Origin of the sequence: Loktanella sp. IMCC34160, from assembly GCF_004145845.1 — a bacterium.
Taxonomy (GTDB): domain Bacteria; phylum Pseudomonadota; class Alphaproteobacteria; order Rhodobacterales; family Rhodobacteraceae; genus SELP01.
In genome coordinates this window covers 106,855-121,362 of record NZ_SELP01000001.1, presented here as the reverse complement: position 1 = coordinate 121,362, position 14,508 = coordinate 106,855, and the positions used below count along the sequence as shown (strand labels likewise).

Here is a 14,508-nt window from a genome sequence, read left to right as displayed (position 1 = left end):
AGCGGACCGAAGGGATAGCTGACCTTCAAATCAGGAAATCATCTCCGTCAATGACCGACGAGGCAATGTTCAGCAGGATGATCGTCGAATTTCCGCAGGTGACCACAGTGTCGGTCCCGTCTTGTTGTATGAGGATGTCTCCTGCTTCTGCCGATTGACCGAGATACGCATTCAGCGACATCTGAATGAGATCGACGCCATCCTCAAAATCGTGGATCACGTCTTGTGTGGAGGCCGTCATATCAAGAAAGACGAAGACATCGCTTCCAGACCCACCATACAAGGCGTCGTCTCCGTCCCCCCCCAATATCCAGTCATCGCCGCTCCCACCGTCGAGGACGTCATTGCCGCTCCCGCCGCTAATGTGGTCATTTCCATCACCAGCATAGATTAGATCATCTCCACTTCCGCCAGAGAGACGATCATTCCCGACTTCACCAAGAACGGCATCATCGCCAAAACCGCCAAGCGCCCGATCATCGCCCATACCACCAGAGATCGAGTTGTCTCCTTCGTTGCCGGTGATATGGTCGTTGCCGTTGCCGCCAATCGCGTTCTCGATCATCACGCCGTTGGCAATCGTGAAACCGCCGACGATACCGTCCGCGTAGGACACAAAGCCCCCCGCATTCGCCGGATCGGCCGCAAGCGGGGCGTCGTTGAGGTTGATGACGGCGGCATTGGTGCCGCCTGCATGGCTGATCGTGTCGATCCCGGCGGTGTCCCAGATACAGGACCAGAAGGTCCCCGATCCGTTGGCATCCGGCAGGACATAGGTATCGCTGCCCGACGCATAGGTCGTGTTGGCGCCATAGATCGCTTGAATCGCCGCGATATCGAGCGCCATCGGGGTCGCCTGCCAGCCGTAGGTATAGTCGCCGGACGTAATTTCCGCCGGCCAGCCGTCATTATAGGACATTGTTGTCCAGATGCCCTGGTTCAGGTTGTAGTCGCCGTAGTCACCAAAGGCCGAGGTCACGCCGGGGAAATTCGTCGCGTCGCCTGCGCTCCCACCGTCATGAGGGTGCGCAAGGCCGAGCCCGTGGCCGATTTCGTGGATCAGCGTCACAAACCCATATCCGCCTTCCAGCAACCCAGTGGAGGTCCAGCCGGTCCCCTGATAAGAGAAGACGCCGTAGAGCGGCATGATCGCATTGTTGATCGGAATATTGTGCCAGCCGAGCGCCCCGACTTGGGCGTCCGAACCGAGCCAGTTCTCGATATTCGCATTGTTGAGCACTTCGACGAATTCGATATTAGCGACCGCTTCCCAAGCCGCATATGCGGCTTCGAGGGCGACAATCTCATAGGAGTGCCAGTCCGCACCCGATCCCGAGAAGACCGCGGCCGGTGCGGTGCCGGTTTCAATGGAATAGGTGATCGTGACAATGCCGCCCGCGTCGGTCCACTGGCCTCCCCAGACGAGGCTGTCGATCCACGGATCTGCGCCGTTGGTCGGGGTTCCATCCGACGATATCGTAGACGCCATCCGCCCGCTCCTTATTGCCGTTTCAGCTTGCCTATCTGAATGAAGCTTACCCTCTATCAAACAGAACGTGAGGGGGCTAAGCTCTGATACAAAGTCCGAGCCCTTATGTCGACCTGGTCAATACTCAAGATGTGTTCAAAGAATGCTCATTGACCAGGTAGGAAATGGAGAGACTTGAATCGTCTCTGGAAAGTTGGGCGGACGCCCAAAATCGATTGTTGGCCCACAGTTCAATAAACCTTTGACACCCCATTTCGCTACCCTGGGCACCTTCAAGACGACCGGGATCTTCTAGTCCCGGGCTTCCTGACAAAGAAGACTGTTCTCGCCGCGCAGCACAGCCAGGTTTGCAGCCTTAGGGGCGGTTCTAGCCGATTCACGGATCTGCAGCGCCCTCAAAGAAAACCATATTCCAATGTGCATTGATCCATCATAGAGATCATCACTGTCGGTCGCTCCATTCAACGGCCCACCGGACCTTAGCGAGGGCTTTCTTGACACTTCTTCTTGACGCTTCGTCTCGACCATCGTCCACAAACTCCTCGCGTTTCCGCCCCCTTCCATAGACAATGCTAATGGCTGAACCCGAAGGTCCACAAAGCGAGTTAAGATTCTCCTAATCCAGGCGAATATCGTTCACACCCAAGCTCACCCACCGGCGGGTGCGTTTCCTTTTGTGTCCTTGGTAGGAGAACAATCAAGGTTCCGGTGAATGAGTTTCCCTTTCGGTGCCGGGCGGAACTCCCGTTGGAATGTAGCATTCTCCAAGTTCAATAGTCAGGTCTCAAAAAAGTGCCGCCGACATCCAAAACGCCGCCATCTTCAATGGTGGTCAGTCCAGTCACGTCCAGTCGCTCGGTGTCCTCGATGGTGGCAGTTCCATCCAGAGCGAGTGTTCCATAGATCAAGGCAGAGTTGCTGGTGGTGTTCAGCACCCCGCCTTCTTCGATGTCTACGTTCGTGTTGATAAGGCCGATGGGGTTACCAATCGTGCCGCCCAGCAGCAATTCGCCGCCATTCTGGATGGTCAGCGGATTGACCGTAACGGTCAGCTGTTCACCGGCCTCGACCTCGACCACGCCAGCGGATTCCAGCGAACCGGTGATCTGGCCTGTGCCATCGGTGTTGACCTCGCCGCCGGACTCGTTGGTCACGTTGCCGGTCAGCGTGCTGTTCAGCGTCAGGACGCCGCCGCTTTCGTTGGTGACGCCACCGGTCACTTGCAGGGTGCTGGAAACCAGCGCCTCGCCCGAGTTGGTGAGGGTCCCGGTGATGTTGGCGGCGCCGTCAACCGTCAGGCCATAGGTGCCATCGACGGTGTCGCTGTTGGTCAAGGCGCCGACGATTGTTCCGGCAAGTGTCATGGTGCCGGAGTTGTTCACGGTGAACGGTTGAGCCGCTCCATTGATCTGGCCATCCACATCCAGCGTGCCGCCCGCTTCGTTGGTGACATCACCCGCAAAGAAAGCACCGGAATCAATGGTCAGTGTCCCGCCGTTCTGGTTTGTCGTCAGCCCATCAACCGTCAGCGTGCCCGAGTTGACGTTGAAGATACCGGCGTTGTCGATGGTGGTATCGACCCACCCGCCGCTGGTGACTTCCACGGTGCCGGTCGCGGTGTTCACGATCGACCCCACGGTGGCCGTGGTGATGTTGAGCGCGTCGCTGTTGTTGACCTCGCCCGTAACCTCGCCCGTCGCAGAAATGTTCACCGTGCCGTTGGTGTTGTTCACATTGCCGGTGAGGGTCGCATTGACCGTAATCAACGCATCGTCCGCATTGTTGATCAGCGCATTGCCATTGGTGTCCAGCGCCTGGTCTACCAGGAACGACCCCCCGGCGAGATTGGTCCAGTTCCCATCAAGGTCGAACCCATAGCCAGAGGCGGTTATTGCAATGTTGCTGTTCACATCGGCATTCAGCCGAATGTCGCCGTCAAGAACGGCCGTGGACAGCAGATTTACGGTGCCCGCTTCGATGGTGAAGGTGTCGTTGGGGCCAAAGCCAAGATCATCGTCGAGGATCGTCCCCGCTACGTCCATTGTGGCGTCAGGCGCCAGGGCAAGTGTTCCTGAGCCATTGGCATCATGTTCCAACGTCCCACCATTGGCGATGGTCACGGATGTAACACCGGCATGCGTGACCGTGACCGTACCCGACTCCGTGAGACTAAGATTCCCCCCGGTTTCGATGGAAATGCTTCCGATTTCGACACCGTCTTCCGCTTCGGCAGTCGCCCCGTTTGCCACGGTCAGGGTTCCCTGAATGACACCGGCATTGTCCTCCCCCGGGTCGTCACCTTCGATGACCAGACCGTTCGAGTTGGCCACAACATCCCCGGTGACGGTCCCGTGGACTGTCATGCTGGTGCTATTGTGTTCAACATCCCCGTCAAGGACACCACCGGCCTGAACGTCAAGTGTTCCGTTCAGGTTGTTGAACGGGTTGCCCCCGTCCATGGTCAGTGTGCCGCCGTCCTCGATTGTCACGGCGCCATTGTTGGTGAAGGTATCGGCGGTCAGCGTGCCAGTCGTGTCGCTCAGCGTAAGGTCGACCGTGCTGCCAAGGATAAACGTGCCGACGTCCAGCCCGGCAGAGTTGTTGGCCGAAATGTCGACCGTGGCGCCGGTGTGGATGTTTACATAGGTCGCCGTGCCTTCAAGCGTAGCGGAGCCGTTCCAGACATCTAGGGTTCCAATGTTACCTTCGCTCGCAAAGGTTCCGTCGCTGCTGATGGCCCCGGCCAGATCGCCCGTCGTGGACACAAAGACGTTCGCATCGGCGTTCACGGTAAGCTGGTTCAGGTTCGGGCTGGCACCGCTCAGGGTCAGCTGTTCGCTGCCGGTGATCAGGAAATCGCCGTTCAGGCCTGCACTGACTTCAGCGGCATCCCCCATGATGATCTCTAGCACGCCAGGCGCAAAAGTTCCGGAGGTCGACAGAATCTCACCGCCGCCGCCCGCGATGATAAAATCAACCGTGTGAAACGGAGCAGTCGTATCCGCGAGAAAGGTGATCTGCCCGGGATCGACGTCCTCGGTGATGGTAACGGTGGCAATGTCGGGGTTGGGCATGGCCTCTTCTTCGAAGGTGACGTTGTCCCCGCTCGAGAATGTCAGCCCACCGGTCGATCCGTCGTTCCAGACGGCGGTGGTCCCAATGTCCCAGTTGTCATCGCCCGGATTGATATCCGCACTGGCATCCGTATTTCCCGGATCCCAGATAAGATCGGCCGCAACAGCAGCCTGAGTTCCGACCAGCCCCATGGCGATCAGCGATCCCAGACAAGTTCCCCGAAGAAGCACTCCGACCCCCGCGGATTTCATGCGCTTCACTTGCAAGTCGTGCATCGGAGCAAGAGAAAGGCTAAAATCTACCAATCCAACAGAACCGGTCTCGATGGATTCCAAGGAACGAACAAAGCTTCAAGAACAGATGCATTGAACCTCGAACCAACTTCGGTGCAAGTTCTTCAAACTTATCATGACGCAGAACCTCTTTCTCGACCTAACGGCTGATCAGAGCTTCTCTTGAGAGGCAAACCGCCACATGAACTCGAAATCAATTCTCCCGAGCACTCTGGCCAGCCTTGTGGTTTTCGCGGGGCTGGCCTTTTCCGCTGCGGCGCAGGACCGGATCGCGCTGAACCTCGACAGTGGGCGGCGACTTGCGCAAGAGGCGCTGTTGTCGGGCAACCCGGAACTGACACGGGAACTGGCGCTTGGGCTGTTGCAGGCCAATCCCGATGACCGGGCCGCATGGGTTCTTTTGGCCGCGGCACTGCCGCAACTGGGCGACGCCGCGGGCGGGCAAAAGGCCGGGGCACGCGCCTTCGCGCTCTCGACCACCGAGACCGAGAAGTACGAAGCCTCGCGGCTGACCGCGCTGGCCGCGATGCGGGCCGAACGGTTCACCCAGTCGCAGATTTGGCTGCGCCGCGCCGCGATCCACGCGCCGAACGATGCGCAGGCCCGGCAGACCGCGCGGGACTATCGGCTGGTTGCGGACCGGAACCCGTTGCGGATTGACCTTGCCTTCGCCGCCACGCCCTCGTCCAACCTTAACGGGGGCAGCGAAAGCGCCTACAACATCATCGACGGACTGCCCTTTATCGGGGTCCTTAGCGGCGACGCACAGGCCCTGTCCGGGATCGAGGCGCGGGGGGACATCTCGCTGCGCCACCGGCTGAGCAGCAGTGAAACCCGGCAACAGAACCTGACGGCGCGGGTGATCGGGCGGGCAGTCCGGTTGTCGGACGCTGCCCGCGAAACCGCGCCCGAGGCTGAAAACGGCGACTTTGCCTATCTTGTCGCCGATCTGGGATATGGGGACCGTCGGGTCACCGACGCGCTTGGCTATGGCTGGGGTGTCAATTTCGGCCGGGTCTGGGGCGGGGCTGAGGCAGAGGTCAGCTACAGCTTTGCAAAGCTCTCGGCTGACGGCACCTATACCCTGTCTGACCGCGCCGCCGCTCAGGTCTTTTCCAGCATGGAAATGCGTTGGGATGGCGACGGGGCACGGGATGCGCGGATCGGGACCATTGGCGGCGGGCTGACATGGGTCGCGGACGGGGCGATGCCGGGTCAATACGCGGCCAGCCTCAGCCTGCGACACACCGAAAGTCCGACCCCAAACGACCGGTCGGATGTGGCAACCGCGCAGCTGTCCTTTGCCCCGGCGCAGGCCATTGGCCCGGCCAGCATGCGGTTCACCCTTGGCGGGGCCATGTCGGATTATCCCGATTACGCGGTGGTGTTTGTGGTTCCCGGCGGGCGGCAGGATACGATGGGCTTCGCCTCGGTCGAGGTGACCCCGGCAGACTGGTCCTACGCCGGGTTTGCGCCGGTGCTGACCCTGACGCGGCAGATCACCCGCAGCAACGTCAGCCGCTTTGACACCGCGGAAACCAGCCTTCAGATCGGAATTCGGTCCACCTTCTGACCACGGGGCAGAAGGCTCTCATCAGAACCCCGCCACGCTGAGATTGAATCGCATGACGATCTAGGGCGCCGCCTGAGCCCCCAGAAACTCGCCGGTGAGATCGGCCGCCACGCCGTCAACCGTCGCATCACCAAGAATATCTCCGAGAACGAATGTGTACCCGAGACCGTAGAAATCGCCAATGGTCAGGCCATCGATCGAAATAACTTCTCCAGTTGGACTGGTCAGATTGCCATCGATGAAGCTATCCAGGGTATCCCCTTCGGCCGGATTGACCAGGCGGAAGATCCGCCCTCCGGATATGATCAAGGTTCCAGTATAGTCCTGATCATTGCTATCGATGAAGTTCGAAGCGGCGCCCTCAAAGGAACTTCCGTCGCCGGAGCCGAATGAAACATCAATATAGAATTCCCCAATCAGCGCTCTGTCTGTTCCAACAACAGGAGATACATCAAGTTTCATGTCTCCCTCGAAGGTCGCGCTTCCCGTAACGGGCAGCGCGTCCGTCGACTCTCGGCCCAGAGCCAATGCACTCAACCGATCCGAAGCCAGCTCGCTTACCCGGCTATCATAGAGGCTCTCGACTGGCGTGCTGCCTGTGGAACTCCCACCGCAACCGGTTAGGGACGTGAAAACAGCTGGCAGCACGTAGATGCTCCAATGCGGGATAAACCTGTCAATCCTCAACCCAACCTCCTAATGTTGCAAATGATACTTGGCTTCATAGACCCTCTCGGAAGAGAATGTGAATCCCATTGGTTCTAGCTTTGCACAAGGCTTCATCGCGAGACCAACTTCGAGCTTGACTTGAGCACACACGTCGCTCGATAGCACCAGCTTTTCTGACATGTGCAAAGTATTAGAAATGGCCCCCACCCTTTGATGTCAAGGCTCCCCGTCCGGCTCAACGGTGGTAGGGAAAACCAACAATCTTGCCGTCATCTCTCGAAGGAAGTTCCACGACCGCGACGACATCGGGGAGCCGTTGCACGGACTCCAAGTGGTACATCAGCTCTGTACTCTTTAGCTCAGCCGCAGTTCGCGGAAGTCCGGCTTGCTCCGCAAACGCGGCGAGATCTGCCAAGACCTCTCGGATCCAACTGTGGTCCATTTTCTCTGGCTCCTTCTTGATCAGGGCTACGCTACTTAGGCTAGGTTAATGAGAAGTAAAACAACCGCGCGTTGCATGCCGCAGTATGTTTGAGTATACGGACTTGGCACACAAAAGTTGGTTGGTGTGTTCCCGGGGGCGTGGCACCGGGTTTGTTTTGGTTTCCCTCATCTTCGACAGCGCTCAATACCAATGCACCGCGCCGTTCGCGTGGGATCAGGACACGACAATGGCAGGCTTCTTTCGCTTCTTGAGAAACGCCCCTTCCTACCACTTCAGGAAGGGCGATATTCAACGCCTTAACAAGCGTCATCGCATGATCATAGAACCAATCAAGACTGAGATCGCTGGTTCCCGAATACTTGATATCGCTGCACATGATGGCCGTTGGTGCACAGCCTACGCCGCGGCAGGTGCCCGTGAGGTCATAGGTATTGAAGCGCGGCCTGAGTTGGTTCAGCGATTTCAGGAGTTTCCGCAGGAACCATACACGTCTACGATCGACCTTCGTGTCGGGGAAATGCTCACGACGATGGAAGAGATGGTGCAGGAAGGTGAAACATTCGACATCGTGAGCTTGCTTGGAATCTTCTATCACACAATGGAGCACCAGCGCCTGCTCAATCTTGCGAGCCAACTCAAACCAAAACTGATCGTCATCGACGGTGAGTTTGCTCTGAGAGACTATTCTGTAATCATCCTGACACGCGAGCGGACGGACAACGAGCTCAATACTGTCGAGCAAGTTCCAGGGCAGGAAGTTGCGATGGTCGGCATTCCCTCACCCGCCGCAACGGAGGCCATGGCCGCGGTTGTTGGTTATGCCTGCACCTGGGCCGACTGGGACCTACTTCCTATTGGAGACCGACAGTACCTTGATGACTACTTTCGCACCGAAAAGAAGCGACGGCGAACATGTTTCTTGCAGCCTTCTGGCGGCACAGATTGACCCAATCCGTATCTTGCGCCCCCTCCAAGCAGATGCCAAGTCGCAGCGAGGCGATCCGACGGAAGCGTGTACTGATCGCTGGTCTATGAGTATCTTTTGGCATGTTCGTAGCAATCTAATAAGAGTTGGTACACGGATGCGGTAACGAGCAGCAGTATTACAATGATGTTTAACGTGCATACTGAGACCGAGGATCGTCTTGAAGGTTACTTCGTACCCAATAGTCTGTCCGCAAATATCTCGATCCGTGTGGTCGGGGATGAGGTTGTGCTTTATTCCGGTCCATGCGACGCAGTAGTTGAGGATCTGGTACGGATCGGTCGACACCAGACAGGCCTAGCCTCATTTACCCTCGACACCACCAAAATCCCAGCGCTGCGGGATGTTCGCGAACTTACCATTACCGACGCGGAGAGCGGGTTCCTGATCTACCGGCGCAACCGGCCGGACCGTCATATTCAACGACGGGTGTTCCGGCTCGAGACCTGCCTGCCTGCATCGAATCCCTATGCTACAACCCTGGCGCCTCACTTCGCTTACAGCCTTGTCGACGCCCATCTCTACGGGCAGGAGACGCTGAGCCAGCTCTTTAATCTTGGCAACTATTCATCAATGTATTTCGAGGGACGGGTAAATGTAAAACCGCACCAAAAGCACCTGTCCGAGGGCATATACTCTATCGTTTCAATCGAAGAGCCTTTCGTGTCACTCGCCAAAACCTTGTCGCATCTGTGCCAGGGACCGCACCAAGTACAGTGCGATCTTGAGGAGCGAGAGGTGGTGGCGCTACTTCCGCTCGCTGCCTATCTCGAAGGAATAGCGATTACAGATACGGACAAACTATGTCGGAGGCTTAAATCAGCCCCTAGACCGGTGTTGTCTGCCATCGAGTCGCCCCTCACGGGCCTGCTTACAGGCCATACGCCCGGTGTAGGAGGCGCGCGGCGAGATATTCCGAGCGCGCTGAATGCCCTTTCATATTTCGACCGCACTATCCTCGGCGTCGACGCGAGAAGCGCCCACACAGAACTTGGCTTTGAACTTGGCTTACCGCCCTTGGCAATGCCAGAGATCGACCGCCCCATCCACATTCTCGCTCTAGCAGAGGCCCTCAAGGGCGTTAACGCGCTGCAACTTGCTTTGGAGAATGACCTCGTCGTATACCATTATCTCGAGCAGGCAACTTTTCCCACACAGGAAGGCACCCGTTGACGCGAGATCAGCAACATGCGACCGGTGAGATTGGGCTGCAATGAGTTGAGCCCCTGCGACAGCGAGTGGAGGTCAAGCGTGCGAATTTCTGAACGCATCAAGCGGCTCTTCCGATGGTTCCAGACTAAACCGGCCCAGAATACCGATGCATTAACTGCGAAGTTTGAGTATCGCGAACCGCACCCGCAAAACGCCCTAGATCTGATGTCTGGATGGGCCGGATCCTTTCCCGATGACCTGGAGTTGACCGCGGGTACGATGGCCCTGCACGCGGACCCCCGGCTTCACTGGGCGCTGGATCGGTATGGGTCCCTTGAAGGAAAAAGGGTTTTGGAACTCGGGCCGCTGGAAGGGAGCCATACCTATCTCGTCGAGCGTCGCGGCGCTGGCGAGATTTTGGCAATCGAAGGCAACAAGCAAGCGTTCCTGCGCTGCCTGATCACGAAAGAAATCCTAGGCCTCACTCGAAGCCGTTTCCTACTCGGTGACTTCGTGCGCTATCTGGAGCAGATGGATCAGACTTTCGACGTCATTCTAGCCTCCGGTATACTTTACCACATGCACAACCCGGTCGAAGTACTTGACAACATCGGCAAGAAGTGCCGCGCCCTAATCCTTTGGACCCATTATTTCGACTCGGAGGTCATGCACGAGGACGACCCACGGAGGACGGTCTTTTCGCGGGAGCCGGTCGCATTCGAACATAGAGATCATGTCTTCCGGCTCCACCGGCGTAGCTACTACCGCGCGTGGGACCAGAGTAGCTACTGCGGCGGCCCGGATGACGTTCATTTCTGGATGGAGCGCCCCGATATTATCGCCTTGTGCAAGCGCAACGGTTTCGACAACATCCAGATCGGCTTCGAGGAGACCGATGGACCCAACGGCCCTTCCTGTCTCTTTCTAATGACAAAGAGCGCGAACTGAGAGAGCCACACAAGCATGTTGAGCCTTTGTGCGATATGGGATGCCCACACCGGCAAGGTGAGCGACAAGTGGTCAACCTACCTGCAGGTCTACGAAGCGGCTCTAGCGCCCTTCCGTGAGGATCAAATCCGTCTGCTTGAGATTGGAGTGCAAAACGGCGGTTCGCTAGAAATCTGGTCGAAATACTTTCCTCGGAAGCGCCACATTATCGGCTGCGACATCAACCCAACCTGCCGTGCGCTAGAGTTCGAGGCCCCAGAGATCCAGGTTGTGGTGGGCGACGCTGGTGCGGAGACAACCTTCACGGAAATCGATGGAATCTGCCCAGAGTTCGACATCGTGATCGACGATGGCTCTCACCAGAGCGCGGACATCATACGTGCATTCCCACATCTTTTTACCCGGTTATGCGACGGGGGTGTATATATCTGCGAGGATTTGATGTGCGGCTTCCAAACTCCTTGGAACGGTGGGCTCGAGCGGCCTGATAGCGCAGCGGCTTTTTTCCGGCGGTTGAGCGACTACGTCAACCTCGAGCACTGGACCGTCCCGGAGATGAGTGAGACCCCGATGACGTTCTTCGAGGAACGCTTCGGACTGCCGCCCATGGGACAAATGCTAAGTCATGTCCACGAGATAAGGTTCCGCAACTCGATGTGCCTGATCGAGAAACGCCGACCCGTGGAGAACACTCTTGGGCTGCGGAAAATAGCCGGGAATGTCGCACAGGTGGAGGAAACGGTCCAAGCCTTTGAAGGAATGACCGCCGAAGCGAGCCTGGGCCCAACGGCTGGAAAAGTCGAGCTGGACCCCAAAAGCTTGGAGCGGCGCGCCTATGAAGCCCTGCGTCAGAGGGTTGTAGAAGCAGATTCCACCGACTGACTGAGGGGTCACCTGTGCCCGCGGGCTGTGTGTCTGGTCTAAACTAGGTTGGACGGCAGATAGGGGTCGTAGGGTACCCGCTCACGCCATAACTCCAGAAAGCGCTCGATCTCGTCGGTCGCCACCTCTTGCCCGCCCGAGCGCGATGCCCCTTCATGATGGAAGAGCTCCACATCATTTAGACATACGGAGCGCAGCCCACTCTGGTGCACCCGAAGACAGTAGTCCACATCGTTGTAGTTCAACGGAAAATAGGTACGGTAGCCATCCAGTCTTTCGAATACCGCTCTTGGAGTCAGTTGGCAGGCTGCTGTTACCCCAATGCAGTTGCGGTTTGAGTTGCCGCTTAGGTCATAGCCCAATGCGTTCCGCTCGGAACCGTAATCGATATGTCCGGCCACGTTGCCCCGTAGCCATATTCCGCTGTGCTGCACAGTACCGTTCGGGAACAGGAGCTTCGCCCCCACTGCCCCGACCCCGGGTCGCTGCGCCATACCTAGCATCCGCTCAAGCCAGTTCGGCGTGATCACCCGAGTGTCATCATTCATCAACAGGAAGTGTTCGCCGGTCGCGGCGGATGCTCCTAGGTTTACCTTCTCCGAATAATTGAAACCTTCATCGTTGCAGTACTCCACCAACCTAACTCGAATTGTGGAACGAAAGGCACGCAGCTGCGCGTCGGTCAGGTTGTTGTCGTGGACGAGGATAATCTCGAAATTGTCGTAGGTGGTAGTCTCTAGGATCGAGCGCACGACGGAGTTTGCGTGATTTTCAGTGTGGCCGTTGATCTCAGCCGACTTGTTGGCTGTAGGAATAATTATCGAAACTTTCTCGCGCCGCCGCGGCAGAAAAGTGACTTTGTGGTGACCGCGAATGGCGTGATCCCCGATAGTGTAGGTCTCGCCCTGGGCATCAAGGTACTCAGTTAGCGCTTTGCGTTGGCGCTTGTAGGCCTCTGGCTTGGCATCCAGGTTCAGCGCAGTCGACTCCTCCCACTCCCGCCAATGATACAGGATTTTGTCCACATGACATATTCTGTCGAATCTTGAGACGAAACGCAGCGTAAAATCATAGTCTTGCGCCCCGTCGAAACTGCTGCGATAACCGCCGATCTGCAGCGCCTTCTTGCGGTCGAACACGCTCATATGGCAGGTATACATGCATTGAAGCAGGAGTTCTGGCGACCAGCCCGGCTTAAGAAATGGGCTGTAAAAATGCTGGCCATGCTTGTCAGTCTTGTCCTCATCGGAATATAAGTACTCCGCTTCTGGATTGCGTTGGATGGCCTCAGCCATCCAGAAAAGAGCCGCAGGGTGCAGAAGATCGTCGTGGTCCAACACCGTGTAGTAGTCACCTGTGGCTGCTTCAAGGCCAGAGTTCGTGGCCTTTGAGATGTTTCCATTCTCTTCACGGAACACCACTCGGACCCGTGGATCAGCATTGGCCGCCGCCTCCAGCGCGGGGCGAATGTGTGGCGCCGTCGACTTGTCGTCGACCAGGACAAGCTCCCACTTTTGGTAGATCTGATCATAGACTGATTGTAGGCACTGCCGTAGGTACGGCTCAGGCGTATTGTAGATCGGCACAACAATGCTGAAGGTCGTCTTGGACGCCGATATCTTGGCAAAAAGGGCCGCATCGGCGGCAACCTCTTGCGCACCGAAGGCTAATTTCTGCTGCACATTTAAGATCGTTTGGCGAACTCTGAGGTAGTTCTTCATACCAAGTAGCCTTTTGGCCCGCTCTTTACAAACGCAGAAAAGTTTACTCATGAGAAATCGCCCACTCCGTTAGCCATGTGGGCGGTGAAACTACAGTTTAGGCCGACATTCAATGTGAGAATTCGGAAAAGTATTCCCACTAACGCGCCTTCTACTCACAAAAGCCTATGTCGTTCAGCTTCGCCCCCTCGCAGTTTGACCCGGGTCAGACGGAGGAGGAAAGACTATCGGCAGCCACCCCCTCAAGCCCGACAAAATGTTGACGAATACCTCAATGCTGACCGCCATTTGGCCGCCGCTATTATCTGAATTGCATGCCATCTCGGCTTACTCGGACACGCAGTTGACCACTTGGGCGCAAGACATGGCTCTCGTTCGAGCGAAGATGTCTCTTTCCCACTAGCTTGCCCACGAATTCCGTCGAAAATCTTCTTTTGGCTGATGACTCTAGCCCCCTAGGATCCGGCGGCGCAGGGCCCGCTCTGCCGCGAGCCCCAGCACCAGCGCACCGAAGGCAACCGCCAGAAGATACCCTTTGTCGAGCACCTGTTCGGGATAGCTTGGATAATAGGCCGTCCGCATCCACTCAGTGCAATGAAGTACCGGGTTCCAGGCTAGGATGCGCACTGCCTGCGCAGGCAACAACGACACTACAAAGAGTGACCCTGAGGCAATATAGAACAAGATCAGCGTCAGTGCCCAGACGGTAACAAATGTCTCGAAGACCGCTGTGACCAGAGCCACTAGCAGCCCGACACTCACAGACAAGAGCAAGGTTGTGCAGAAGGCTAAAAAAGCCTGCACTGGGTCCGCCGGAAGCGGGTCCGACCCAACCGCATAGAGCACCGAAATCACCGCCGCCGCCATCCAGACCGCCCCCAGAATCTCCAAAATGGCACGCGCAAAGACAACTTCAAGCATCCCGATTATCGGGTAGGCCAGCATGGGACGGTTCATCAGAAGCGATAGCCCCATGAAGCGAGAGACGTACATGAAGCTCAATGTTGGGATGAGGCCAGTGGCCAGAAAGACGTTCGCATCCTCGCCATAGGCGTATTCGCTGCCCGCCAGATTGTGTAACAGCAAAAGCGCGAAGAGGTGCACAAAGGGAAAAGCTGGTACGATCAGGAAGCCCAAGCCGTGGTTGAAGAAACGGGTCCGCAAGTCACGCAGAATTACCGCGCCCATAATGTTGCGTTGCTCGGCCAGGGCGGCCAACATGCTTTGGCGCCGGGAAATAAACACCTCATGCACTGGTTTGGTTTCGCTCATCATC

10 protein-coding genes are annotated in these 14,508 nt (G+C 57.2%); 5 read left to right on the top strand and 5 right to left on the bottom strand.

Features of this window, described 5'->3' with window-relative positions; genetic code table 11:
* Nucleotides 1-25: 25 nt before the first annotated feature.
* Both EU803_RS00630 and EU803_RS00625 read right to left on the bottom strand, forming a co-directional pair.
* A complete protein-coding gene (locus EU803_RS00630) occupies nucleotides 26-1,489 on the bottom strand; it encodes a M10 family metallopeptidase C-terminal domain-containing protein (protein WP_129678920.1) in 1,464 nt (487 codons plus the stop codon).
* A 770-nt stretch (nucleotides 1,490-2,259) separates the two neighbouring features.
* On the bottom strand, nucleotides 2,260-4,815 hold the full coding sequence (locus tag EU803_RS00625; RefSeq protein ID WP_129678919.1) for a hypothetical protein: 2,556 nt from the start codon (nucleotides 4,813-4,815) through the stop codon (nucleotides 2,260-2,262).
* Nucleotides 4,816-5,038: 223 nt separating this feature from the next.
* On the opposite strand from EU803_RS00625, the gene EU803_RS00620 reads away from it, so the two are divergent.
* The gene (locus EU803_RS00620; protein WP_129678918.1) at nucleotides 5,039-6,430 is read left to right on the top strand and encodes a hypothetical protein; all 1,392 of its coding nucleotides are present in this window, start codon (nucleotides 5,039-5,041) and stop codon (nucleotides 6,428-6,430) included.
* A gap of 60 nt (nucleotides 6,431-6,490) precedes the next feature.
* On the opposite strand, the gene EU803_RS00615 is transcribed toward EU803_RS00620, so the two are convergent.
* Nucleotides 6,491-6,892 (bottom strand): hypothetical protein, encoded by a 402-nt coding sequence (locus tag EU803_RS00615; RefSeq protein ID WP_129678917.1) that lies wholly within the window; start codon nucleotides 6,890-6,892, stop codon nucleotides 6,491-6,493.
* 878 nt (nucleotides 6,893-7,770) lie between these two features.
* On the opposite strand from EU803_RS00615, the gene EU803_RS00610 reads away from it, so the two are divergent.
* The 4 genes from EU803_RS00610 (at nucleotide 7,771) to EU803_RS00595 (ending at nucleotide 11,511) form a co-directional block, all read left to right on the top strand.
* Nucleotides 7,771-8,490: a class I SAM-dependent methyltransferase gene (locus EU803_RS00610; RefSeq protein ID WP_165352740.1), complete on the top strand. Its 720-nt coding sequence runs from the start codon at nucleotides 7,771-7,773 to the stop codon at nucleotides 8,488-8,490.
* Between the two features lie 162 nt (nucleotides 8,491-8,652).
* The gene (locus tag EU803_RS00605; RefSeq protein ID WP_129678915.1) at nucleotides 8,653-9,702 is read left to right on the top strand and encodes a hypothetical protein; all 1,050 of its coding nucleotides are present in this window, start codon (nucleotides 8,653-8,655) and stop codon (nucleotides 9,700-9,702) included.
* 78 nt (nucleotides 9,703-9,780) lie between these two features.
* On the top strand, nucleotides 9,781-10,629 hold the full coding sequence (locus EU803_RS00600) for a DUF1698 domain-containing protein (protein WP_165352739.1): 849 nt from the start codon (nucleotides 9,781-9,783) through the stop codon (nucleotides 10,627-10,629).
* A gap of 15 nt (nucleotides 10,630-10,644) precedes the next feature.
* Nucleotides 10,645-11,511 (top strand): class I SAM-dependent methyltransferase, encoded by an 867-nt coding sequence (locus EU803_RS00595; RefSeq protein WP_129678913.1) that lies wholly within the window; start codon nucleotides 10,645-10,647, stop codon nucleotides 11,509-11,511.
* Between the two features lie 38 nt (nucleotides 11,512-11,549).
* On the opposite strand, the gene EU803_RS00590 is transcribed toward EU803_RS00595, so the two are convergent.
* Together EU803_RS00590 and EU803_RS00585 are read right to left on the bottom strand one after the other, a co-directional pair.
* Nucleotides 11,550-13,232 (bottom strand): glycosyltransferase, encoded by a 1,683-nt coding sequence (locus EU803_RS00590; RefSeq protein ID WP_165352738.1) that lies wholly within the window; start codon nucleotides 13,230-13,232, stop codon nucleotides 11,550-11,552.
* Nucleotides 13,233-13,679: 447 nt separating this feature from the next.
* Complete coding sequence (locus EU803_RS00585) at nucleotides 13,680-14,504, bottom strand: ABC transporter permease (protein WP_165352737.1); 825 nt, start codon at nucleotides 14,502-14,504, stop codon at nucleotides 13,680-13,682.
* Nucleotides 14,505-14,508: the final 4 nt, after the last annotated feature.

Bases quoted from the DNA above. Each gene is read 5' to 3' on its own strand.
- EU803_RS00615 (WP_129678917.1), bottom strand. From the start codon at position 6,892: ATGAAACTTGATGTATCTCCTGTTGTTGGAACAGACAGAGCGCTGATT.
- EU803_RS00610 (WP_165352740.1), top strand. From the start codon at position 7,771: ATGGCAGGCTTCTTTCGCTTCTTGAGAAACGCCCCTTCCTACCACTTC.
- EU803_RS00625 (WP_129678919.1), bottom strand. From the start codon at position 4,815: ATGAAATCCGCGGGGGTCGGAGTGCTTCTTCGGGGAACTTGTCTGGGA.
- EU803_RS00585 (WP_165352737.1), bottom strand. From the start codon at position 14,504: ATGAGCGAAACCAAACCAGTGCATGAGGTGTTTATTTCCCGGCGCCAA.
- EU803_RS00595 (WP_129678913.1), top strand. From the start codon at position 10,645: ATGTTGAGCCTTTGTGCGATATGGGATGCCCACACCGGCAAGGTGAGC.
- EU803_RS00620 (WP_129678918.1), top strand. From the start codon at position 5,039: ATGAACTCGAAATCAATTCTCCCGAGCACTCTGGCCAGCCTTGTGGTT.
- EU803_RS00605 (WP_129678915.1), top strand. From the start codon at position 8,653: ATGATGTTTAACGTGCATACTGAGACCGAGGATCGTCTTGAAGGTTAC.
- EU803_RS00630 (WP_129678920.1), bottom strand. From the start codon at position 1,489: ATGGCGTCTACGATATCGTCGGATGGAACCCCGACCAACGGCGCAGAT.
- EU803_RS00590 (WP_165352738.1), bottom strand. From the start codon at position 13,232: ATGAAGAACTACCTCAGAGTTCGCCAAACGATCTTAAATGTGCAGCAG.